Source organism: Caproiciproducens puteiluti (genome assembly GCF_052442865.1).
Taxonomy (GTDB): domain Bacteria; phylum Bacillota; class Clostridia; order Oscillospirales; family Acutalibacteraceae; genus Caproiciproducens.
Genome location: NZ_CP194790.1, coordinates 1,346,932 through 1,368,251 on the forward strand (window position 1 = coordinate 1,346,932; position 21,320 = coordinate 1,368,251).

The 21,320-nt window shown below is 52.6% G+C and carries 21 protein-coding genes; 13 read left to right on the forward strand and 8 right to left on the reverse strand.

What is annotated here, in order from left to right:
* Positions 1 to 58 precede the first annotated feature (58 nt).
* From ACRQU7_RS06385 to ACRQU7_RS06405, 5 genes are all read right to left on the reverse strand, one after another.
* Positions 59 to 526: a DUF4358 domain-containing protein gene (locus tag ACRQU7_RS06385; protein ID WP_444644595.1), complete on the reverse strand. Its 468-nt coding sequence runs from the start codon at positions 524 to 526 to the stop codon at positions 59 to 61.
* Positions 527 to 538: 12 nt separating this feature from the next.
* Positions 539 to 1,393 carry a GDSL-type esterase/lipase family protein gene (locus ACRQU7_RS06390; RefSeq protein ID WP_141827655.1) on the reverse strand — a complete coding sequence of 285 codons (855 nt, stop codon included), beginning with the start codon at positions 1,391 to 1,393 and terminating at the stop codon, positions 539 to 541.
* Between the two features lie 181 nt (positions 1,394 to 1,574).
* On the reverse strand, positions 1,575 to 1,898 hold the full coding sequence (locus tag ACRQU7_RS06395; RefSeq protein WP_038323352.1) for a DUF1540 domain-containing protein: 324 nt from the start codon (positions 1,896 to 1,898) through the stop codon (positions 1,575 to 1,577).
* A 156-nt stretch (positions 1,899 to 2,054) separates the two neighbouring features.
* Positions 2,055 to 2,852 (reverse strand): flagellar motor protein MotB, encoded by a 798-nt coding sequence (locus ACRQU7_RS06400; RefSeq protein WP_444644597.1) that lies wholly within the window; start codon positions 2,850 to 2,852, stop codon positions 2,055 to 2,057.
* A 15-nt stretch (positions 2,853 to 2,867) separates the two neighbouring features.
* A complete protein-coding gene (locus ACRQU7_RS06405) occupies positions 2,868 to 3,671 on the reverse strand; it encodes a MotA/TolQ/ExbB proton channel family protein (protein ID WP_038323353.1) in 804 nt (267 codons plus the stop codon).
* A 317-nt stretch (positions 3,672 to 3,988) separates the two neighbouring features.
* On the opposite strand from ACRQU7_RS06405, the gene ACRQU7_RS06410 reads away from it, so the two are divergent.
* From ACRQU7_RS06410 to ACRQU7_RS06425, 4 genes are all read left to right on the forward strand, one after another.
* Positions 3,989 to 4,354: an MmcQ/YjbR family DNA-binding protein gene (locus ACRQU7_RS06410; RefSeq protein ID WP_444644600.1), complete on the forward strand. Its 366-nt coding sequence runs from the start codon at positions 3,989 to 3,991 to the stop codon at positions 4,352 to 4,354.
* Positions 4,355 to 4,814: 460 nt separating this feature from the next.
* Positions 4,815 to 5,870 (forward strand): ABC transporter substrate-binding protein, encoded by a 1,056-nt coding sequence (locus ACRQU7_RS06415; protein ID WP_444644602.1) that lies wholly within the window; start codon positions 4,815 to 4,817, stop codon positions 5,868 to 5,870.
* A 21-nt stretch (positions 5,871 to 5,891) separates the two neighbouring features.
* Positions 5,892 to 6,809 (forward strand): ABC transporter permease, encoded by a 918-nt coding sequence (locus tag ACRQU7_RS06420; RefSeq protein WP_038323356.1) that lies wholly within the window; start codon positions 5,892 to 5,894, stop codon positions 6,807 to 6,809.
* On the forward strand, positions 6,787 to 7,596 hold the full coding sequence (locus ACRQU7_RS06425) for an ABC transporter ATP-binding protein (RefSeq protein ID WP_444644604.1): 810 nt from the start codon (positions 6,787 to 6,789) through the stop codon (positions 7,594 to 7,596). The genes ACRQU7_RS06420 and ACRQU7_RS06425 overlap by 23 nt, the downstream gene beginning before the upstream one ends.
* Before the next feature lie 92 nt (positions 7,597 to 7,688).
* Here the strand turns inward: ACRQU7_RS06425 and ACRQU7_RS06430 are convergent, their stop codons facing one another.
* Together ACRQU7_RS06430 and ACRQU7_RS06435 are read right to left on the reverse strand one after the other, a co-directional pair.
* Entirely contained in the window at positions 7,689 to 8,120 is a 432-nt protein-coding gene (locus ACRQU7_RS06430; protein ID WP_444644606.1) for an RrF2 family transcriptional regulator, read from the reverse strand.
* Positions 8,117 to 8,551, reverse strand: coding sequence for an RrF2 family transcriptional regulator (locus tag ACRQU7_RS06435; RefSeq protein ID WP_038323359.1), 435 nt, complete (start codon positions 8,549 to 8,551; stop codon positions 8,117 to 8,119). The genes ACRQU7_RS06430 and ACRQU7_RS06435 overlap by 4 nt, the downstream gene beginning before the upstream one ends.
* 288 nt (positions 8,552 to 8,839) lie before the next feature.
* On the opposite strand from ACRQU7_RS06435, the gene cysK reads away from it, so the two are divergent.
* Positions 8,840 to 9,769 carry a cysteine synthase A gene (cysK, locus tag ACRQU7_RS06440; RefSeq protein ID WP_096832482.1) on the forward strand — a complete coding sequence of 310 codons (930 nt, stop codon included), beginning with the start codon at positions 8,840 to 8,842 and terminating at the stop codon, positions 9,767 to 9,769.
* Between the two features lie 49 nt (positions 9,770 to 9,818).
* On the opposite strand, the gene ACRQU7_RS06445 is transcribed toward cysK, so the two are convergent.
* The gene (locus ACRQU7_RS06445) at positions 9,819 to 10,679 is read right to left on the reverse strand and encodes a VanW family protein (protein WP_444644608.1); all 861 of its coding nucleotides are present in this window, start codon (positions 10,677 to 10,679) and stop codon (positions 9,819 to 9,821) included.
* A gap of 205 nt (positions 10,680 to 10,884) precedes the next feature.
* On the opposite strand from ACRQU7_RS06445, the gene ACRQU7_RS06450 reads away from it, so the two are divergent.
* From ACRQU7_RS06450 to ACRQU7_RS06485, 8 genes are all read left to right on the forward strand, one after another.
* Entirely contained in the window at positions 10,885 to 11,577 is a 693-nt protein-coding gene (locus ACRQU7_RS06450; protein ID WP_038323728.1) for a response regulator transcription factor, read from the forward strand.
* Positions 11,555 to 12,985 (forward strand): sensor histidine kinase, encoded by a 1,431-nt coding sequence (locus tag ACRQU7_RS06455; RefSeq protein ID WP_444644611.1) that lies wholly within the window; start codon positions 11,555 to 11,557, stop codon positions 12,983 to 12,985. Before ACRQU7_RS06450 ends, ACRQU7_RS06455 begins: the two co-directional genes overlap by 23 nt.
* Positions 12,986 to 13,168: 183 nt before the next feature.
* Positions 13,169 to 14,125 (forward strand): NAD(P)H-dependent glycerol-3-phosphate dehydrogenase, encoded by a 957-nt coding sequence (locus tag ACRQU7_RS06460; protein ID WP_038323729.1) that lies wholly within the window; start codon positions 13,169 to 13,171, stop codon positions 14,123 to 14,125.
* Positions 14,122 to 14,961 carry a GNAT family N-acetyltransferase gene (locus ACRQU7_RS06465; RefSeq protein WP_444644613.1) on the forward strand — a complete coding sequence of 280 codons (840 nt, stop codon included), beginning with the start codon at positions 14,122 to 14,124 and terminating at the stop codon, positions 14,959 to 14,961. The genes ACRQU7_RS06460 and ACRQU7_RS06465 overlap by 4 nt, the downstream gene beginning before the upstream one ends.
* A 283-nt stretch (positions 14,962 to 15,244) precedes the next feature.
* Positions 15,245 to 16,090, forward strand: coding sequence for an Mrp/NBP35 family ATP-binding protein (locus tag ACRQU7_RS06470; RefSeq protein WP_141827664.1), 846 nt, complete (start codon positions 15,245 to 15,247; stop codon positions 16,088 to 16,090).
* A 331-nt stretch (positions 16,091 to 16,421) separates the two neighbouring features.
* Positions 16,422 to 16,889, forward strand: coding sequence for a MarR family transcriptional regulator (locus ACRQU7_RS06475; protein ID WP_052010478.1), 468 nt, complete (start codon positions 16,422 to 16,424; stop codon positions 16,887 to 16,889).
* Between the two features lie 6 nt (positions 16,890 to 16,895).
* Positions 16,896 to 19,139 (forward strand): ABC transporter ATP-binding protein, encoded by a 2,244-nt coding sequence (locus tag ACRQU7_RS06480; RefSeq protein WP_038323365.1) that lies wholly within the window; start codon positions 16,896 to 16,898, stop codon positions 19,137 to 19,139.
* The gene (locus ACRQU7_RS06485; RefSeq protein WP_444644616.1) at positions 19,136 to 21,037 is read left to right on the forward strand and encodes an ABC transporter ATP-binding protein; all 1,902 of its coding nucleotides are present in this window, start codon (positions 19,136 to 19,138) and stop codon (positions 21,035 to 21,037) included. The genes ACRQU7_RS06480 and ACRQU7_RS06485 overlap by 4 nt, the downstream gene beginning before the upstream one ends.
* The last annotated feature ends 283 nt before the right edge of the window (positions 21,038 to 21,320 follow it).

The following is a 21,320-nucleotide window of genomic DNA, read 5'->3' on the forward strand; positions in this document are numbered from 1 at the left end:
TTTCACGTTCCTCCGGGCTTTTGTACCATTGTTTTTAGGAAAGCCGTTCCGCGTCTGTTTATCCCTTGACCGCGGCATCGTATATTTTATTCAGCTCCTCGTATTGGGGAGAGACGATCATGCTGACGTAATTTCCGTTCTGGTTGACGCCGCATTTTTTCAGCATCGCGTATTCCTCCGGCAGATAGTCCTTCATTTCGGTTTCCTTCTGCTGGTAGCGGGCGTCCAGTTTTTCCTTGATCCGCTTGGCCGCGTCGGCGTCCTTTCCCTCCAGAAAGATGATCTCGTCGCCTTTGATGCCGGTCGAATCGACGTAGGCGGCAAACTGCTTGACGTCTGCGGTGTCAATTCCGTAATTCGGCATCAGGTCCTCGGCGGAATACTCCGTCATTTCCTTATTGGAGAGGACCGCCTTCATATCCGCCATCACCTTGGTCAGGTCGGCCTGTTTTGTTCCGCCGCCGCCGCACGCGGCCAGAGAACAGAGCATTGCCGCGGCGAGCAGCAATGATAAAAGCTTTTTCATCGGTATTCTCCCTTATTTTACAGTATGTGTCAAAATGTAATCAATCCATACCTGACAGGCCTTGTCCGTAAAATGGATTCCGAGGTCGTTGGGGTCGCTGCAGTATTCGGGAATCAGGTTCCCGTCGCTGTCACGCATGACCGACGCAACGTCAATGTAATAATATCCGTTCTTTTTGCACATTTCCGCCAGCTTCGCGTCGTAAGCGGAAAGATTCGGATTGTTCAGGGTTGTCATCTGCTGCTCCTTGATGATGGGGGTCGCGGACTGAACGAACAGCTTGGCGTCCGGGGATTTTTCCTGAATCTTCGCAAGGAGCTTGGACATGTTTTCTACGGAACCGTCAATGCCGTACAGGGCCAGGTCGTTGGCTCCCAGCATAATGTAAACTTTTTTCGCGCCCATCGCCGCAACGTTGTCTTCCAGAAGAGCCTTCTTTCCGTTATAGAGCGGGTGGATGGAAGAAGTACCGAGGGGCTTCAGCGCGTTGCCGCTGCCCATGCTGCCGGCGGCCAGAAACTGGGCTTTCCCAAAGAAGCCCGCCTCTGTTTTGCGCTTCGCGGTGACATAGTTTTTCAGCTTCAGAGAGACGGAATCCCCAATAAACACCGCGTCGTCAAGGTAGCTTGCGTCGGCTTTGGCGCTTTCCTGCACCGCATCGGAATTTTCCGGCTGAGAGGATGCGGGCGGCGCCACCGAGGAGGCCTCCTGTGAACTTACCGCGGAAGAAACCTCGCTCTGTACTGCGGAACTCGCGGGAGCGGCGCTGGAAGCGGTTTGCTTATTTCCGCCGCAGCCGGATAAAAGCAGCAGCCCGGCCGTCAGAAGGGCCAGTCCCCTCCTGCTGTCATTTTTATTATGATTCATCTTAGCACCTTCTAATCAACAAGTAAAATTAACACAAACAGTATAGCATATGTATGACCGTATCACAACAATTGTTACAAAATATGACAGGAAGATATCCCCATCAATTCCAGATATAAAAAATGAGCGGCGCCCTGCGGCGCTGCTCATTCCGTCTGTTGTTATGGGGATTTCCGAAATCCTATCTGTTCTCAAAGCTGGCACATGCCGTTGCGGACTGTGAATGCGGCTGGGCGTTTCCGGACTGGACGCTGATTTCATTCGCGTCGCACCGCTCGTTTGAGTTAAACCGGCAGTTTTCCGCTTCACAGTAGATGTCCAGAGCCGTATTGGGAAGGGAACAGCCAACAGAGTTCTGCGCGCCATCCGTCGCGTCCAGAAAAGAAGAACAGCAGGTTTCCTCGCTGTCCTGGGCCTGACGGCCGCTGACCTGAATTTCGGGTCTGCAGCAAAAGTTGTCCCTGTTGTTGGCACAGGTCATTACGTCACAATGTAAATTTGTCATGGTCGGCACCTCTTTATTAAAAATTACTTTTTAATATTCTGTACCGGCTTGGGACTTTTATACAGAAACTCAGTTTCTATGTTTTTAAGACGGAGTTCTTTTTATCCGGGAATCTTTCTAATTTCGTCAGCAGTTCAAAACAGTTGGAATTTTTCTTTAATTTGCCTTGCTTTCCGTTTTATCGGCAGGAGGGTTTTTGACCACGGTGATCTCTACTCTGCGGTTTTTGGCCCGGCCTTCCTCGGTGAGGTTGGAAGCAATCGGCGAAAAATGGGCGAAGCCCTGTATCGACAGCTTGTCCTGTTTCATTCCGTAGCTGACAAAGCTGTTCATTACCGTGATGGCGCGCTCCGTGGACAGCCTCCAGGAAACCTGGTCGCTCGCGACGGTATGTTCGCCGACGTCCGCGGTATGCCCGCTGATGGTGATGTAATCGATGCGGTCGTATACCTGTGACAGGGCGCCTTCAATTTCGTGAAGCACCGGCTCGCTGGAGGGCAGCATTTTGGCGCTGTCCGGAATAAACATCAGGGTATCCTTCAGGTGTATCTTTACGTAGGTGTCTGAATTGACAAGGCCGACCGAGTTTTGCAGATTATTTTTCTCGACATAGTTTTCCAGCACGTCGTAAACCTGATCCAGTGCGTCGGGATTTACTGCCGTTCCGCCCGTGCCGGTTCCCGTTCCTGTGCCGGTTCCCGTGTCCGTGCCAGTGCCAGTACCCGTCCCTGTACCTGTTCCTACCGCATTAGCGGTTGTGGAGTAACCGTTGCCCATCGCCGTGCCGAAATTCTCAGCCATTTTTGCGACTTTTTTCGCGTCGATGGTACTCATGGAATAGAGAATAATAAATAAAGCGAGCAGAAGGGTAATCATATCGGAATAGGTCAGAAGCCATCTCTCGCTGTTTTCTTCTTCTTCATGCTCTGAAGCAACATGCTTTTTAATAGCCATATGTTTCCCCCTGATTTATTTCTCGATACCTTCCTTATACTTTTTATCGCCGTGCGGAAATAGCTGGTAATAGACGGAAAGCTTATTTTCGATGCTGCGCGAAGATTCTCCGCGTGCGATCATGCAGATTCCTTCCGTCATCATTTCCCTTAAAATCTGCTGCCGCTTCAAAACACCTTTCAGGCGGCTGGCAAAGGGCATATACACAAGGTTCGCCATTACGACGCCGTACAGCGTAGCGATAAAAGCGACGCCGATGGAAGCCGTGAGCGACGCCGCGTCGGTCATGTTCGACAGTACCTGAATCAGTCCCATTACGGTGCCGATAACACCCATTGTGGGAGAGAAGCCCGCGGCGCTGGTAAATACGGATATTTCCATCTGCTTCTGTGCCGTATAGGCACGGATGTTGGATTCCAGGGCGTACTGGATTTCCTCGTCGGACTTCATGTCCAGCGCCAGCACCATGCCGGATTTTAAAACAAGAAATTCGCTGCTGTCCAGCTCAGAGTCGTTGATCAGCTCCTGCAGCTTCAGGATTCCTCCCTGCCGGCAGGCATCGGCCATAAAGGTGATTTTTTCAATGACCTTGGTTGGATTTCCCAACGATTTGTTGGAAAACGTACCGACCAAGGACTTAAATGCCGACAGAATATCGGTAAGCTTGTAGGAAAGTACAACGGCGCCCATGGTACCGCCAAAAACAATGACGAAGGGACTCAGCAGAAAGAGGGAACTCAGCACTCCGTGCTCCAACGTGTATCCCAGAATCAAAGCACCAAACGAAATCACAATTCCCAAAACAACTGAAATATCCAAACGAAATTCCTCCGATATCTTAAAAATGCATGTGAACATAATAGGTAAAGAAGCTTATTCCCGAACTTATTTTTTCAATTTAAAATAATTCTTTTATTGTATTATTCGACAGGAATCAAACCTCTTCTATACTAAATATCGACAGGATTACATAAATATGTAGTCCCCGCGAAAGGAATGTTTTTTCTTTATATAATCTTTATATCGGCCGGAATTCTCTTGACTTTACGCGAAAATCGCTTACAATTTGAATAGTTTTTTGGAATACATGATGGAGAATATTTCATGATACTAATAAGGAAGAGGAGAACTGCGATATGCTGACAAAACACGGGCTGATCGAATTTTGCCTGACATTTTCCGGCGCATATGAAGATTATCCGTTTGACGACGATCCCGAATCGGCACAGGCGTGGGCCGTTCTGCGGCACCGGGTCAACAAAAAAGCTTTTGCCTTTGTTTATGAGCGCGGCGGGGCCGTTAATATCAATCTGAAGTGCGACCCGATGTTTGCCGATTTGCTGCGCGGCGCTTATCCCGCGGTGACGCCTGCCTATCATATGAACAAGGTTCACTGGAATACCGTAAAGGTGGACGGTTCCGTTCCAGAGCAGGAAATTTACACATGGATCGGCCAGAGCTACGATCTCATCAGGCCCGGAACCGCGAAAAGAAAAAAATAGTGCTTGACAAGTTTCTGTGTTTTGCATATAATAGCTGTCAAAGAGAATAAAAGCCACAAACCGATGATTAAGAGTAGTAGGCAGGCAGATCGCTCGCGTAGAGAGCCGCAGATGGTGGGATTGCGGAGGAGTGCGGCAGGCTGAATGGACTTATGAGGGCAAAATGAAAAGCGGAGCAGTTGGCTCTGCCCAGTAGCTTTTGACGGGAACTTCGCCCGTTACCAAGGAAGCATACATCATGGAAAGTCGTGTATGGAAAAAGCGGGCGGTTTAACCGTCAATTTGGGTGGTACCACAGGAGCGAACGCTCTTGTCCCTGTTTTCAGGGGCAAGGGCTTTTTTATTTTTAAAATCCAGGTTAAGGAGTGACGGAAATGGCAATGTACGGGATACGATGGCGAGGCGGTGTCAATCAACCGCGGCAAGAACGAAACAACTTAACTTTCAGGAGGAAACGACAATGAAAAACAGATTTTATCATACAGTAAAAAAAGTCATGGCGGGGGTCCTTGCAGTGGCGCTGGCAGCTTTCTTTACGGCGTGTTCGTCCGGTGCGGCGGCCAGCTCCGCGGCAAGCGCAGCCGGTTCGGAAGCACAGAGCCAGGGCGCGGCGAAAAATTTCAAGATCGGCGTCATTCAGTACGCGACGCATCCCTCGCTCGACAACTGCTACACCGGGTTTAAAGCGGGTCTGGAAGAAGCCGGACTCAAAGACGGGGACAATATCACCATTGATTTTCAAAACGCGCAGGGCGATAACGCGAACGGCGACCTGATCGCGAAAAACATGGTTTCCAAGAAATACGACATGATGATGGGAATCGCCACCCCGGCGGCCATGTCCGCGTACAGCGCGGCAAAAAGCACCGATATTCCCGTTGTGTTCACCGCCGTTTCCGACGCGGTCGCCGCGGGAATCGTTAAATCCAACGAAAAGCCGGAAGTCAACTGCACGGGTTCGTCCGACGTGCTTCCGCTTGAACAGCAGATCAAAATGATCCGCGCGTTCCTGCCGAATGCGAAAAAAATCGGCATCCTCTACACCACCAGCGAGCCGAATTCCGTTTCCCAGCTCGCGCAGTTCAAGGAGCTTGCCCCGAAATACAACTTTGAAGTTGTCGACGTCGGCGTGACCAACGCCTCCGAGGTTGCCGCCGCGGCCGCGACCGCCGTTTCCAAGGGCGTTGACTGCATCAATAATTTTACCGATAATAATGTCGTCGACAATCTTTCCTCCGTTCTTCAGGCGGCCGGAAAAGCAAGCATCCCCGTTTTCGGCTCGGAAGAGGAACAGGTGAAAAATGGCTGCCTTGCATCCCAGAGCATCGACTATGTCGCCCTGGGCAAGGAAACCGGGAAGATGGCGGCGAAAATCCTGAAAGGGGAAGCGAAAGCTTCCGAAACGCCGGTTTATATGGTCAAGGACTGCACCCCCGTCTACAACAAAGCGGTCATGGATAAGCTCGGCCTGACTCTGCCGTCGGAATATTCCGACGCCACGGCGGTAACGAAATAACAGAAAGCTGGTAAACGCTCAATGGATATCATTCTGGGCCTGGTTGTCAATGTGCTGGAAGAGGGCTTCATTTACGGGATCATGGCTGTTGGCGTATACATCACCTACCGCGTTCTGGGGTTCCCGGACCTTTCGGTCGACGGGACGTTCCCGCTCGGGGCGTGTGTGACGGCGGCGCTGATTACCGTCGGAACCGACCCCTGGCTGGCGTGCCTGGCGGCCTTTGTCTGCGGCGCCGCCGCGGGCTGCCTGACGGGCTTCCTGCACGTGCGGCTGGGGATTACCGACCTTCTTTCCGGTATTCTCGTGATGACCGGACTTTGGAGTGTGAACCTTGTCATTACCAAAGGCAGCGCGGTAATGCCGTTTTACGACAAAAACACCATTTTCAATTCCGGGTTTTCCGGCCTGCTGGCGGGCGGACTTCCGGAAAATTACCGGGTGGTGGTCATCGCCGCGGTTTCCTGCGTCATTGTAAAGCTCCTGCTGGACGGGTACCTGAAGACCAAATCCGGTCTGCTGCTCCGTGCTTCGGGGGACAACGCGCAGTATGTCACCTCTCTCGGCAGGAACCCCGGAACCATGAAGGTCATCGGCCTTGCCATCGGCAACGGCTGTACGGCTTTGGCAGGCAGCATTTTAAGCCAGCAGACGGAGTCCGCCAGCGTGGCCAGCGGAACGGGCATGGTGGTAATGGCGCTTGCCTCGGTGATTATCGGCACGAACCTGTTCCGGAAAATCAAGTTGATGAAAGCCACCACGGCGGCGATCCTGGGCGCTGTTATTTATAAAGCGTGCCTCGTGATCGCCATGCAGCTCGGCCTGCCGACCAATTATCTGAAGCTGCTGATGGCGGTCCTTTTCACCGTCGCGCTGATATCCAACAATATGTTCATGGGGAGGGGGAAAAAGCAAAATGTCAATCCAACCCAAATCTGAGACGGGCGAAAGCTTCGTCAGTATGAAGCATATTTATAAAACCTTCAACCCCGGTTCGGTCAACGAGGTGGTGCTGTTTACCGATTTCAATCTGGAAATCGAGAAGGAACAGTTTGTTTCCGTCATCGGCAGCAACGGCTCCGGAAAGACCACCATCCTCAACCTCCTCTGCGGAAGTATCGCCGTCGACAGTGGCAGCGTTTCCGTGAACCATCAGGAAATCAGCCGGCTGAAAGAGTATCAGCATTCCAAATTCATCGGACGTGTTTTTCAGGACCCGTCGAAAGGGACCTGCCCCGAGCTGACCATTCTGGAAAATATGGCGCTTGCGGACAATAAGGGCGGTTCCTTCGGGCTGCAGCTTGGGGTCAATAAAAGGAAAATCGATTTTTACCGTTCACAGCTGGAGCTGTTAAAGCTCGGCCTGGAAGAAAAGCTCGATCTGCCGGTCGCCAGCCTTTCCGGCGGCCAGCGTCAGGCGCTGGCGCTGCTCATTTCCACCATGACGCCGATTGATCTTCTGATCCTGGACGAACACACCGCGGCGCTCGACCCGCGCTCCAGTGAAAATGTCATGGAGCTCACGGAACGGTTTGTCCGTGAAAAAAAGCTGACGACGCTGATGGTGACGCACAATCTGAAATTCGCCGTCAATTACGGCGACCGGCTGGTAATGATGCACCACGGCGGGATTGTGGTCGATGCCGCCGGAGAGCGGAAAAACGAGCTGGCCATCAAGGACCTGACGGATAAGTTCAACGAAATCAGCATTGAGGTCGGGAACTGACTGTGACGCAGATACAATAAAATAAAGAAAAGGAACGCTCCGACGAACTGATTTCAGTCCATGGGCGTTCCTTCTTTTTTTACAGACGGATATTACAGTTCCGAGCAATCGGCGGAAAGGTGCCGGGCTTCAATATCCTTGAGCACATCCTCCAGCGTGGTGCCGGTCAGGACCTCGTCCACACTGCGGTCAATCACATCCCAGACGTTGCGGTTCAGAAAGCTGCGGATGCTGGTTCTTTCTCCCAGATTGTCGTAAACCGACATATCGCCCTCCAGCACGGTCATAATGTCCCGCAGGGTGATCTCCTCCGCCGGCTTCGCCAGCACATAGCCGCCCTGAGCGCCCGCAATTCCGATGACGATTCCCGCGCGCTTCAGGGAAGCGAAAATACTTTCCAGATAATTGAGGGACAGGTCCTGCCGCTGGGAAATTCCGGAGAGGGAGACACAGCCCTCTCCGCTGTTCATCGCAAGATCGATCAGGGCGCGCAGCCCGTATCTTCCTTTTGTTGAGATTTTCATGAGCGCCCTCCGTTTTCCGCGATATATTTTTCCTTCAGCTCCCGCAGGGTCAGACTGTCGGCCGTATCGGATATTGCCGCGGAAATCCGCACCCATACGTTCCGGCTGATACAGCTTGACCGTACCTTGCTTTTGCAGGCGGACAGGCTGCTCACGCACTCGACGGGCACCATATTGCCTTCCATCGCGCGAATAATTTTGCCGACGGTAATCTCGTCCTCCGGCTGATTCAGGACAAAACCGCCCTTCGCGCCGCGTATGGTGGACACCAGTCCGGCCTTTTTCAGACTGAAAAAGATCTGCTCCATATATGCTGCCGAAACCTGAATCCCCGAGGACAATTCCTTGATGCTCAGCAGCTTTTCATTGCCGAAGACTGCCAGATACAGCATTCCTTCCAGCGCGTAGCGGCTTTTTGTAGAAAGTTTCATAGGCCACTCCTTGTTTTGTAATTCCTTATTAAACATGATACTATGTTTTTACAATCGTTGCAATAAAAAATATTACTTTTCCTATTGACATTATCATATATGGGTTCTATAATAAAGTCAAATCGAATACATTACTAAATAGATATGTTTAATATTGATTGGGGGAATGTTGGTGAACCGGCTGTTCTTTCTTAGAGCGGGGCGCAATATTTATTGTTGCAGCTTGCCAAGCAGATTGATGCCCCAAAAAAATTTGTTACCTTCAATATCATGAATTAAGGAGAGATGATTATGTCTATCGCTAAAAATTTAACCGAACTGATTGGAAACACTCCGCTTCTGGAACTGACGAATTATGAAAAGGAAAAAGGTCTGGAAGCGACCGTTGCGGCGAAGCTGGAATATTTCAATCCTCTTTCTTCCGTTAAGGACAGAATCGGCTACGCGCTGATCAAGGACGCGGAGGACAAAGGGCTTATCAATAAAGATACCACCATCATTGAGCCGACCAGCGGCAACACCGGCGTCGGCCTTGCCTTTGTCGCAGCGGCAAAGGGCTACCGTCTGATCCTTGCCATGCCGGAAACCATGAGCGTTGAGCGCCGCAGGCTGGTTGCCGCTTTGGGAGCCGAGCTGGTTCTTACCGAGGGCGCCAAAGGCATGAAGGGCGCGATTGCGAAGGCGGATGAGCTTGCGAAAGAAATTCCGAATTCCTATATTCCCGGCCAGTTTGTGAACCCGGCGAACCCGAAGATTCACCGTGAGACGACCGGACCCGAAGTCTGGCGTGATACCGACGGAAAAGTCGATATTTTTGTTGCCGGTATCGGAACGGGCGGCACCATTACCGGTGTCGGCGAATACCTGAAATCCCAGAATCCGAACGTGAAGATCGTCGGCGTGGAGCCCGCTTCTTCTCCGGTTATCAGCGAAGGCAAATCCGGCCCTCATAAGATTCAGGGCATCGGCGCGGGCTTTGTTCCGGACATTCTGAACACGGACATTCTGGATGAAGTGATTACTGTTGCCAATGAGGACGCTTTTGCAACCACCAAGCACCTCGCTTCCAGCGAGGGACTGCTCGTCGGTATTTCCTCCGGCGCCGCCGCGTTTGCAGCGACCCAGCTTGCAAAACGCCCGGAAAACAAGGGGAAACTGATTGTGGCGCTGCTGCCGGATACCGGTGAACGCTACCTCTCCACAGGCGTTTTTGACTAATTCATACCCCCAAGTATCCATATACATTACCAGGAAGCTGCGGCAGATTTCATTCGTCTGCCGCAGCTTCTTTGTCTCCGGCTTCCAGAAACGGTGCGTACATCATGATCGCGTGGTTTTCGCAAAGATAGTCGTCCTGCAATAGGGTGCCGTTGGGCCGGAAGGCTTTCCGGTACAGCACGTTGTTTCGGGTGTAGCCGCCCCAGTATTCGTGTGTGATATGATGCTCCCTTTCGTACACCTCGTAGGTGCAGTACGGCTCTGCGGAAGAGCGCCACTGCCCTTGGAGCTCGGTATCCGTAACCCGCAGGCAAAGCTGAAAAGTCGCGGAGGTCTCGTTTTTAATCATCAGGTCCCGGTAATTGTAGAAACAGGTCGCGCCGCTGCCGAACGGCTGTGTGCGGCCGGAGTCCGGGAATACGTCGTAGCTGTGGCGGTAGCGCTCTGTAACGGTCAGCCCGGTATGCAGTGTCATCCAGTAAATCAGATTGGAAAGCTGGCAGAGCCCGCCGCCGATTCCCCGCTGTACCGTGCCGCAGAACAGCACCATGCCTTCCAGGTAGCCTTTGCGGCGCGTCGGCCTGCCGATCGCTTTCCAATAGGAAAGCGTTTCCCCCGGGCGGAGCAGAATGCCGTCCAGCTTTTCGGCGGCCAGCTTCAGGTTGGAGATTTTATGATACTGCAGCTGCATGTCGACATCCTTCAGGCTGCGCAGCAGCGGGGTCGCGTGAGCAAAGCAAAGACAGGGCAGGGGGGCGCGGCTGAACGTGCGGGCGAATTGCCCGGCATTCAGCATCCACTTGAAATACCTTTTCAGGGTATAATATTTTACGCCGCAAAATAAGCGCAGCTTTGTGCGCTTTTTGGGGAATAATTGATTTGCGGGCGCGTATGGATTTTTCATCTTCATACCCCATCCATCTTATCATTATAATTTCATTATTGCATAAAAACACTGTTCCTGCAAGCATGATCTGTGATACAATAAAGCCATCCCGTTCTGCGGTTTTCCACGGGGAATTGTATCAAACGATCGTTGAACGGTCACAAAGTCTTCACAATGATCTTTTATAATCATGATGTATAAATTGAAGGAAAAAGCGGAGGCGGACAGCTTGTATCATATTTTAGTAGTGGACGACGAGGAAAAGATCAGAGAACTGATTAAAAAATATGCCACGTTTGAGGGACATACCGTCACCGAGGCCGGGGACGGTATGGAGGCGGTTTCCATCTGCCGAAGCCATCCCAACGATTTCGATATCATCCTGATGGACGTTATGATGCCGGAGCTGGACGGGTTTTCCGCCGTACGGGAAATCCGCAAATACAGCACCACGCCCGTCCTGATGCTCAGCGCGCGGGGCGAAGAATACGACAAAATCCACGGGTTTGAGCTGGGGATCGACGACTATGTCGTCAAGCCGTTTTCCCCGAAGGAGCTGATGCTGCGGATTCACGCCATCATCAAGCGCGCCAGCCCGGAAAGCGCCGCGGCTCAGAAGGAGGTACAGCGGTTTGAGGGCCTGACCGTCGACTTCACGGGGCGGATCGTCACCGTGGACGGGGAAAAGGTCGACCTGTCCCCCAAGGAGTACGACCTTCTTTTCTATCTTGTCAACAATAAGAACATTGCTTTGACGCGGGAAAAGCTGATTACCAATGTGTGGGGCTATGATTTTTACGGGGACGACCGTACGCTGGATACCCATATCAAGCTGCTTCGCCGTAGCCTGAAGCAATACAGCAAGTTCATTGTCACGTTACGAGGGGTGGGGTACCGCTTTGAAGTTGAAAGAACACTTTGAGCGCATCGGAATCAAATGGCGCATTTTTGCCTCTTTCGCCGGTTTTACGGCAGTGATCCTGGTCCTGCTGTGGGTGTTTCAGGTGGTCTTTCTGAACAGCTTCTATAAAGCCATTAAAACCCGAGAAATCAGGACGTCCGCCCAGACGATCGCAAAAAACATCGATTCCGACGACCTGTCCGCAACGGTGCAGAGCCTTTCGCAGAGAAACCAGATGTGCATTATTGTCTCCGACCAGAACGGAGTGATCTACTATAAGGAAGATTCCCTGCCGAACAGCGTTATCAGCCGTCTGAGCCTTTTCAATCTTGCACAGGTCTACGCCGTGACAAAAGCGCAGGGCGGTACTTATTTTGAGCGGTTGACGCGCGATTTCAGCGTGGAAAATTATCAGCGCAGGCTTGAGCCGCCGCGCGCGGAAAGTATTATCTACGCGCAGATTGTGGAGAAAAAGGACGGCACCCGTCAAATGGTGCTGCTCAATTCCACCATTTCGCCGATCGATTCCACCGTAAACACCCTGCGGGTTCAGCTTGTCTGCATCACCGTTGTTATGCTGATCCTGTCCCTTCTGCTCGCGCTGTTCCTGTCCAAAAAGATCTCGAAGCCGATCATCAAAATCAACGAGGCGGCAAAGGTCCTCGGTACCGGGAAATACGACGTATCCTTCGATGAGACGGGCTACAGGGAGATATCGGAGCTGGGCCAGACCCTGAACTACGCGGCGAAGGAGCTTTCCAAAACCGAGGCGCTTCGCCGGGACCTGATCGCGAATATCTCCCACGACCTGCGTACGCCGCTGACCATGATTACCGGCTACAGCGAGGTCATGCGCGATCTGCCCGGGGAAAACACCCCGGAAAACGTACAGATCATCATCGACGAAGCCACACGCCTGACCACGCTGGTCAACGACGTTCTCGATATTTCCAAGCTGCAGTCCGGCACACAGCCGCTCAGCAGGGCCGATTTCAATCTGACGCAGAGCATCCGGACGATTCTGGAGCGCTATTCCAAGCTGACGGATTACAACATTACCTTTCACGCCGATGAGGACGTGACGGTCAACGCCGACGAGCTGAAAATTTCCCAGGTTGTCTACAATCTGGTGAACAATGCCATCACCTACACCGGGAACGATAAGGTCGTTGAAATTACGCAGCTGGTGCGGGACGGCAGGGTGAAAATTTCCGTCCGCGACACCGGTGAAGGGATTCCGGAGGACAAACTCAACGATATCTGGGACCGTTACTATAAGGTAGACAAAGCCCATAAGCGCGCCCAGATCGGCACGGGGCTGGGACTTTCCATTGTAAAGGCCATCCTCGATATGCACGGCGGCGCGTACGGCGTGCAGAGCCAGGAGGGCAGCGGAAGCGTGTTCTGGTTTGAGCTGGAAATTTTATAATATCCATTCTCCCCCGCTGTCGGCGGGGGAGAATTTCGTTCCGGCCCTTTCTGTAAAATCGGGAGCCGTGTTTATTCCGCCTGAAATCCGTCAATTTTCATTTATGAACGGGGCCCGATTCCAAGAGGAATTGCTGTAAAAAGCAGGGCGATCATGGTATAATAAAAAAAAGGAGGCGATGGAATGGATATATCGGTCATCGGCTGCGGAAGATGGGGCAGCTTCCTGGCATGGTATCTTGACAGATTAAATCATCGTATTACCCTCTATGGGCGCGCGGGCTCTCAGAAAATGAACACGCTTCTCGAGACGCGTACCAATGGACTGGTTACATTGAATAAAGGGATCGTTCTTTCGGAAAATCTAGCCGAAACGGTGGGCACTGCGGAAATCCTGGTGGTTTCCATCGGGGCGCAGAGCTTTCGCTCGCTGATGCGGGAGCTGTCCGCGTTCAGCCTGAGCGGCAAAACGATTGTGCTGTGCATGAAAGGGCTGGAAGCGGAAACGGGCAGGCGGCTGACGCAGATTGTGGAGGAATACGCGCCGAAGGTGCCCTGTGCCATTTGGGTCGGGCCGGGACATGTGCAGAATTTCGTAAGGGGAATCCCCAACTGCATGGTCATTGACAGCCACAGCATGGAGATCAAGGAATATCTGGTCAAGGCGTTTTCAAGCGATTTGATCCGCTTTTATTACGGGACCGACCTGCTGGGCAACGAGGTGGGCGCGGCCGCCAAAAATGTCATCGGCATTGCGGGCGGAATGCTGGACGGGCTGAACCGTACCGCGCTGAAGGGCGCTCTGATGTCCCGCGGGACAAGGGAGATCGCGCGACTGATCCAGGCGATGGGCGGCAATGAAATTACCGCTTACGGCCTCAGCCATCTGGGCGATTACGAGGCGACCGTCTTTTCCGACTTCAGCCATAACCGCAGGTTCGGCGAGCTGTTTGTCAGGGGAGAAAATTACGGCGAGCTGGCCGAGGGGGTGGCGACCACCACGGCGCTTTTGAGGCTGGGGGAAGAGTACCGGGTGGAACTGCCGATCTGCCGCGCGGTGGATGTGGTGATCAACGGGAAAAAGGAGCCGAAAACGGTGCTTTCGGATTTGTTCCTGCGCAGTCTGAAAATGGAGTTTTGACCTTTGTTTACCGGATTGGCTATCCAAATGAGACTGCCCGTCCGCTTTCTTGCCATATGCCCAAAAATCGGCAGAGGTCTGCGCAGGGGAAAGGATTTCAGAGGATGCTTGATATATGCAGGATTGCGCCATTCTTTTCAGAATGGGACGAAACCTTGATCTGGTCATGCTTACAGGGATGCATGGGATATGCAATTGCGGATGATGAGGAAAATCCGTCGGCGGCTCAGATTGTGGTAGGAGATTTTTGCTTCTATGCGGGAACGCCGGACGGTGGCCTTATAGCTAAGGCGGCGGCGCCGATTATCACCCCAAAAGACGAAAAATGGAATCCGTTTATTGAAGCCGTTTGGGGAGACCGGGTGGAAAAGACATGCAGATATGCAATGAAAAAGCAGCCCGACGCTTTCGACACTGAAAGGCTGACTCAATACGCAGAGTCTTTGGGAAAAGAGTATGAGCTCAAAATGTTTGATGAGGGAATCTATGGTCTTGTCGCATTGGAGAACTGGTCGAAAGATTTCTGCTCGCAATTTATAGATTACAGTGATTATTATAAAAGAGGTCTTGGCGTTGCTGCAATTTATCAGGGCAAGCCGGTCTCCGGGGCTTCCTCCTATACCGTTTATCACGGCGGAATAGAGATTGAAATTGACACAAAGTCTGAATTCCGGGGAAAAGGACTTGCTACGGCCTGCGGTGCGAGGCTGATTTTGGAATGTCTCAGTCGCGGTTTGTATCCGAGCTGGGACGCGCATGACTTACGCTCCGTTGCGCTGGCGGAAAAGCTGGGGTACCAAATGGATCGTCCATATACCGTCTATATCAAAAAATGACGGGTTTCTCCGTGTCAGTGCTGTCAGGGGCAGTAGCAATTTGAATTTTTCAGGGCGGGGCGGCTTCTTTCTGAATGGAGCCTGCCCGCTCTTTTCTTTGTATGCCGGAAGGTTTGCAAACAGAAAATCCGGCTGTTCCTGTGATTTGGCAGAATGGCCTGTTTTTTAAATATTTCAGGGATAAAGTTGACAAATTTAGTATATAATTTTACAATATATCTGTTCTATGGATTGGATTCTGCGGCTTGCCGCAGATCGTATTTTGAAATGAAGGATGATTATCATGAGCGAAGAAAATTGTACGCATAACTGCGATTCCTGCGGCGAGGACTGCCCTTCCCGCGCTGCCGGCCCTGCCGATTTTCTGGAAGCCCCAAACGCAATGAGCAAAATCAATAAAGTGATCGGCGTAGTCAGCGGAAAAGGCGGCGTAGGCAAAAGCATGGTGACCTCCATGCTGGCCGTCCTTCTCAACCGCCGCGGCAGCCACACCGCCATCCTCGATGCGGATATCACCGGCCCCTCCATCCCTAAAGCCTTCGGTCTTCACCAGAAGGCCATGGGAAGCGAACTCGGCCTGCTTCCGGTCAAAAGCAAGACCGGTATCGACGTCATGTCCGTCAATCTTTTGCTGGATGAGGAAACGGCGCCGGTCGTCTGGCGCGGCCCGATCATCGCAAATACCGTCAAGCAGTTTTGGACGGACGTGATCTGGACGGACGTGGACTACATGTTTGTCGATATGCCTCCGGGAACCGGCGATGTGCCGCTGACCGTGTTCCAGTCCATTCCGCTGGACGGCATCATCATTGTCACCTCCCCGCAGGAGCTTGTTTCCATGATTGTGGCCAAAGCGGTGAACATGGCGAAAATGATGAATGTGCCGATTGTCGGCATTGTGGAAAATATGAGCTATGTCAAGTGCCCGGACTGCGGCAGGATCATCAAGCCCTTCGGCGAGAGCCATGTGGAAGAGATCGCCGCAAAATTCGGTCTGAAGGTCCTGGGCAAGTGCCCGCTTGACCCCGAGGTCGCAAAAAACTGCGATTCCGGGCTGGTCGAACTGGTCAACGCGCAGTGGCTGGAAGCCGCCGCCGACGCGGTCGAGCAGCAGCCGGCAAAGTCTTAATCGTCGCGTATAAAAGGAATATCTGCCCTTATCAAACTGATTTTACAGCGGCTCCCACAGAGAAATTCGTTCCATTGCCTTCTCCTGCTTTCGGCGGGGGGAGGCAATGTTCTTTTTTGCCCTTCCTTCAAGCTGTCGCTGGTTTGGAGCGGGCATTTTTTATGTGTCATAACTTGCCAGAATCCGGTAAATATATGGATAGTCTGTAAACAATGCGTTAAAAATGAAAAAAGGGTCTTGATTTATTGAAAAGATTGCGTATAATAATGTTTCATGTAGTTAACTATTAATGTACTTAATATTCGTGAATGGAACAAAGGAGAGCGAATGTATGGACCAGGCGGAAAAGGAGAAACTGATTCAAGCAATGCACAACCTGAAAAGGGCGCATGCGTGGGGGCCGTCGATGGAGGGCGTATCCCGGGGCGAGTATTTTACGCTGCATACGATTCATCGGCTGACACAGGAAGCGGGCGAAAGCAGTCCCGGAGCGAAGGTCACCGACCTGAGCAGGGCGGCGCAGATGAGCAGGCCCGCCGTTTCCCAAATGCTGAACTCCCTTGAAAACAAGCAGCTTGTGGAACGGATCATGGCCAAAAGCGACCGGCGGGTCGTTTATGTGAAATTATCGGAAAAGGGAGCGGAACAGCTTGAAAAAACCCATCGGCAGTTCCATTATTGGTTCGACAGAGTGATGGAAGAGCTGGGGCCGGAGGATACCGCGGAGCTTACCCGGCTCGTCAATAAGCTGCACGGTATTATGGAAAATCTCCGGGCGGACCAGATGAAAGGATTATAACAAAATATGAAGAAACTGGCGAAATACTTAAAGCCTTATACACTCATGATTTTGATATCGATTGCCCTGCTGTTCGGGCAGGCGATGGCGGATTTGAATCTGCCCAACTACATGTCCGAGATCGTCAATATCGGCATTCAGCAAAGCGGCATCGAAGACGCCGCTCCGGAAGCAATCAGTGCCAAAGGGCTTACATTCGTAACCGGATTTATGACGGAGGAGCAGAAAAAGGCCGTCGCGGACAGCTACACTCTGGTTTCTTCCTCCGGTTCGGGTGACAGCTATGACGATGCCGCCAGGCGGTATCCGCTGCTGAAAACAGAGGATATCTATGTGCGCGGCAGCGTGGACAGTGCGACCCTTACGCAGCTGGACCGGGCGTTCGGGGAATCGGCCTGGACCCTGATCAACACCATGAAGACTCTTGCGCAGCAGTCCGGCAAAAGCCTGACGGACGCCGCGGGAGGAAAGACCGATGTTTCGGAAATGGACCTTAGCAAAGTTTACGCACTGGGGCCGGTGCTGGAAAAGCTGCCCGCCGGCGTGATTGAGAATGCGCGCAGCGAAGCGCTGAAAAATTCCGAATCCATGCTGCTGCAAAGCGGCACGGCAATGTGCAGAAGCTTTTACCGGGAATTGGGGATGAATATCTCCGGCATCCAGACCGCCTATATCCTCAAAATGGGCCTGCTGATGCTTCTCATCGCTCTGGCGGGCGGCGCGGCGACCGTGATGGTCGGCTATTTCGCCGCAAAGCTCAGCGCCGGTGTGGCGCGCGACCTGCGCCGTGCGGTATTCAGAAAGGTAGAAAACTTTTCCAACCGCGAGTTCGACGAATTTTCGACCGCCTCTCTGATTACCCGTACCACCAATGATGTCACGCAGGTGCAGATGCTGCTGATGATGGGTGTGCGCATGCTCTGTTACGCCCCCATTATGGGTGTCGGCGGGATTATCATGGCGGTGCACAAATCGGTGTCCATGAGCTGGATTATCGCGCTGGCCTGCGTCGTGCTGGTCGGTATGATCGCGATCGTGTTCAGCGTCGCCCTGCCCAAGTTCAAGATTGTGCAGCAGCTGGTCGACCGGCTCAATCTGGTTTCGCGTGAAAACCTGAACGGCCTGATGGTCATTCGCGCTTTTGGAACACAGGAATTTGAAGAGGAACGGTTTGATATCGCGAACCGCGACCTCACGAAGAATTCGCTGTTCGTCAACCGCATCATGGTCTTCATGATGCCGGTGATGATGCTGATCATGAACGCCTCCACACTTTTGATCGTGTGGGTGGGCGCGCACCAGATCGCGGCTTCCGCCATGCAGGTCGGCGACATGATGGCATTTATGCAGTACGCGATGCAGATCATCATGAGCTTCCTGATGATTTCCATTATGTTCATTATGGTGCCCCGCGCGGCGGTGTCCGGCAACCGGATTGCCCAGGTGCTTGATGTGGAGCCCTCTATTGAGGACCCGGAGCATCCCGTATCCTTTGACGGGAAACAAACCGGCTATGTCGATTTCAAGGACGTCTCTTTTCGGTACAGCGGAGCAAGCGAGGATGTGCTTCAGCATATCACCTTTACCGCCAAACCGGGACAGACGACCGCTTTTATCGGCTCGACGGGCTCGGGCAAAACGACCCTTGTCAACCTCATCCCCCGTTTTTACGACGTGACCGCCGGCGAAGTGCTGGTAAACGGCGTCAATGTAAAGGATGTCTCCCAGAAGGAGCTGAGGGATCAGATCGGCTATGTGCCGCAGAAGGGAATCCTTCTGTCCGGCACCATCGATTCCAATCTGCGCTACGGTGACAAAGACGCGGCAGAGGAAGATGTCCGCACCGCGGCGGAAGTTGCCCAGGCAATGGAATTCATCTCTGAAAACCCGGAAGGGTTCCATTCGGAGATCGCGCAGGGCGGCACAAACGTCTCCGGCGGACAGAAGCAGCGCCTTTCCATTGCGCGCGCACTGGTGAAAAAACCGCCTGTCTATATTTTTGACGACAGCTTTTCCGCACTCGATTATAAAACCGACGCGGCTCTGCGCTTCGCGCTGAAAAAACACACGGGCGAGAGCACCGTTCTGATTGTGGCGCAGCGTGTCAGCACGATTATGAGCGCCGAGCAGATCATTGTACTGGACGAAGGAAAAATTGTAGGAATCGGTACGCATCAGGAGCTTTTAAAGTCCTGCCCGACTTATTATGAAATTGCGTCGTCACAGCTTTCAAAGGAGGAACTGGCATGAGTGAAACAACCTCCCAGCCGCGCAAGTCGATTCCGGGCCGCGGCCCCCGCGGCATAACAATACAAGGGGAAAAAGCCAAAGACTTTAAGGGAACGTTCAAAAAACTGGTCCGCTATATGGGCAAATATAAGTTTTCGCTGGTTACCGTCCTCGTTTTCGCCGTGGCGTCCACTGTGTTTTCCATTGTGGGCCCGAAGATTCTGGGCAACGCGACCAATGCGCTTTTTACCGGCATCATGAGCCAGATCACCGGTGCCGGGACCGGCATCGACTTCGGCTACATCGCGGGCATTATGCTGTGGCTGGTCGGCCTGTACCTGATCAGCGCGCTGTTCTCCTATATCCAGAGTTACATTATGACCGGCGTATCCATGAAGGTAACCTATCAGCTTCGGCGTGAGATCGCCGCCAAAATCCAGAAGCTGCCGTTTCAGTATTACGACACGACCAGCAACGGCGAAGTGCTTTCGCACATCACGAACGATGTCGACTCCATCAGCCAGAGCCTGAACCAGAGCGTCACGCAGATTATCACTTCCGTAACGACCATCCTCGGAATTCTGGTTATGATGCTGTCCATCAGCTGGCAGATGACGCTGGTCGCGCTCTGCATTATCCCCGCTTCCATGACCTTCATCCTGACCATTGTCAAAAAATCACAGAAGCATTTTATGGCCCAGCAGACTTACCTCGGACACGTCAACGGCCATATTGAGGAAATGTACGCCAGCCATGTTGTGGTCAAAGCCTTTAACGGCGAGGCCGAGTCGACCAGAACCTTTGAGGAATACAACGATACGCTGTATTCCTCCGCGTGGAAAAGCCAGTTTATGTCCGGCATGATGATGCCCGTTATGAGCTTCATCGGCAATCTGGGCTATGTTGCGGTCTGCATTTTAGGCGGATATCTTGCCGCAAACGGCAGGATTTCCGTCGGCGATATTCAGGCGTTCATTCAGTACGTCCGCCAGTTTACTCAGCCGATGACGCAGGTCGCCAATATTTCCAACGTCCTGCAGCAGACCGCGGCTGCGGCGGAGCGTGTGTTCACGTTTCTGGAGCAGCCGGAGGAAGTTCCGGAAAGCAGCTTCCCGATCAGCGTCAATACCGGCGACAGTCCGGATACGGAGCTGAACGTACACATTCAGGGAAGTGTCCAGTTCGCACACGTCCACTTCGGGTATCATCCGGATAAGATCATCATCAACGATTTCTCGGCAAATATCCAGCCGGGGCAGAAGGTCGCCATTGTCGGCCCGACGGGCGCCGGAAAAACCACAATGGTCAAGCTTCTGATGCGTTTCTACGACGTGAACGAGGGCGCGATTCTGGTTGACGGCTACGATATCCGAGATTTCAAGCGCAACGATCTGCGCTCCCTGTTCGGCATGGTCCTGCAGGACACCTGGCTCTACAACGCCAGCATTGCGGACAATATCCGTTACGGCAGGCTGGACGCCACGGACGAGGAGGTCATCGCCGCAGCGAAGGCCGCTCAGGTGGACCATTTTGTACGGACGCTGCCGGACGGCTACAATATGATTCTCAACGAAGATACCAGCAATGTGTCTCAGGGCCAGAAGCAGCTTCTGACCATCGCCCGCGTGATTCTCGCCGACCCCCAGATTCTGATTCTGGATGAGGCGACCAGCAGCGTGGATACCCGTACCGAGCTTTTGATCCAGAAAGCGATGGATCATCTGATGAAGGGCCGTACCAGCTTCGTCATCGCCCACCGCCTTTCCACCATCCGCGACGCCGACACGATTCTGGTCATGAAGGACGGCGATATTGTGGAGCAGGGCAACCACGAGGAATTGCTCGGCAGAAACGGATTTTATGCAAACCTGTACAACAGCCAGTTCGTCAGGGCGGAGGCGCTTGAAGCGGGCATGTAAGCATACAGAGCGGCGAGGATTTTCTTCGCCGCTCTTCTGCTGTCGGTAAACCCGCGCAGCCGCAATTACGGCATTCCAGTTGATTCTGCAACAAGGCTGCGTTCCTCCCCCATCGAAGGCGCGAGAAGAGCGCGATTTATTTAAAAAACTGAAATGGAATTGCTGTAGAATTTGCATGCCATGCAGGATTGCTGTTGATTTTTGGCAGAAAGTATCGTATACTAAAATGGTAGACAATAATAGATGATACCGTCCGCCAGCGGTTTAAGCAAGACCGGACGGT

Excerpts from the sequence above, each read along its gene's own strand:
- ACRQU7_RS06385 (WP_444644595.1), bottom strand. The coding sequence starts at position 526 with ATGAAAAAGCTTTTATCATTGCTGCTCGCCGCGGCAATGCTCTGTTCT.
- ACRQU7_RS06390 (WP_141827655.1), bottom strand. The coding sequence starts at position 1,393 with ATGAATCATAATAAAAATGACAGCAGGAGGGGACTGGCCCTTCTGACG.
- ACRQU7_RS06395 (WP_038323352.1), bottom strand. The coding sequence starts at position 1,898 with ATGACAAATTTACATTGTGACGTAATGACCTGTGCCAACAACAGGGAC.
- ACRQU7_RS06400 (WP_444644597.1), bottom strand. The coding sequence starts at position 2,852 with ATGGCTATTAAAAAGCATGTTGCTTCAGAGCATGAAGAAGAAGAAAAC.
- ACRQU7_RS06410 (WP_444644600.1), top strand. The coding sequence starts at position 3,989 with ATGCTGACAAAACACGGGCTGATCGAATTTTGCCTGACATTTTCCGGC.
- ACRQU7_RS06415 (WP_444644602.1), top strand. The coding sequence starts at position 4,815 with ATGAAAAACAGATTTTATCATACAGTAAAAAAAGTCATGGCGGGGGTC.
- ACRQU7_RS06420 (WP_038323356.1), top strand. The coding sequence starts at position 5,892 with ATGGATATCATTCTGGGCCTGGTTGTCAATGTGCTGGAAGAGGGCTTC.
- ACRQU7_RS06425 (WP_444644604.1), top strand. The coding sequence starts at position 6,787 with ATGTCAATCCAACCCAAATCTGAGACGGGCGAAAGCTTCGTCAGTATG.
- ACRQU7_RS06430 (WP_444644606.1), bottom strand. The coding sequence starts at position 8,120 with ATGAAAATCTCAACAAAAGGAAGATACGGGCTGCGCGCCCTGATCGAT.
- ACRQU7_RS06435 (WP_038323359.1), bottom strand. The coding sequence starts at position 8,551 with ATGAAACTTTCTACAAAAAGCCGCTACGCGCTGGAAGGAATGCTGTAT.
- ACRQU7_RS06445 (WP_444644608.1), bottom strand. The coding sequence starts at position 10,679 with ATGAAGATGAAAAATCCATACGCGCCCGCAAATCAATTATTCCCCAAA.
- ACRQU7_RS06460 (WP_038323729.1), top strand. The coding sequence starts at position 13,169 with ATGGATATATCGGTCATCGGCTGCGGAAGATGGGGCAGCTTCCTGGCA.
- ACRQU7_RS06470 (WP_141827664.1), top strand. The coding sequence starts at position 15,245 with ATGAGCGAAGAAAATTGTACGCATAACTGCGATTCCTGCGGCGAGGAC.
- ACRQU7_RS06475 (WP_052010478.1), top strand. The coding sequence starts at position 16,422 with ATGGACCAGGCGGAAAAGGAGAAACTGATTCAAGCAATGCACAACCTG.
- ACRQU7_RS06480 (WP_038323365.1), top strand. The coding sequence starts at position 16,896 with ATGAAGAAACTGGCGAAATACTTAAAGCCTTATACACTCATGATTTTG.
- ACRQU7_RS06485 (WP_444644616.1), top strand. The coding sequence starts at position 19,136 with ATGAGTGAAACAACCTCCCAGCCGCGCAAGTCGATTCCGGGCCGCGGC.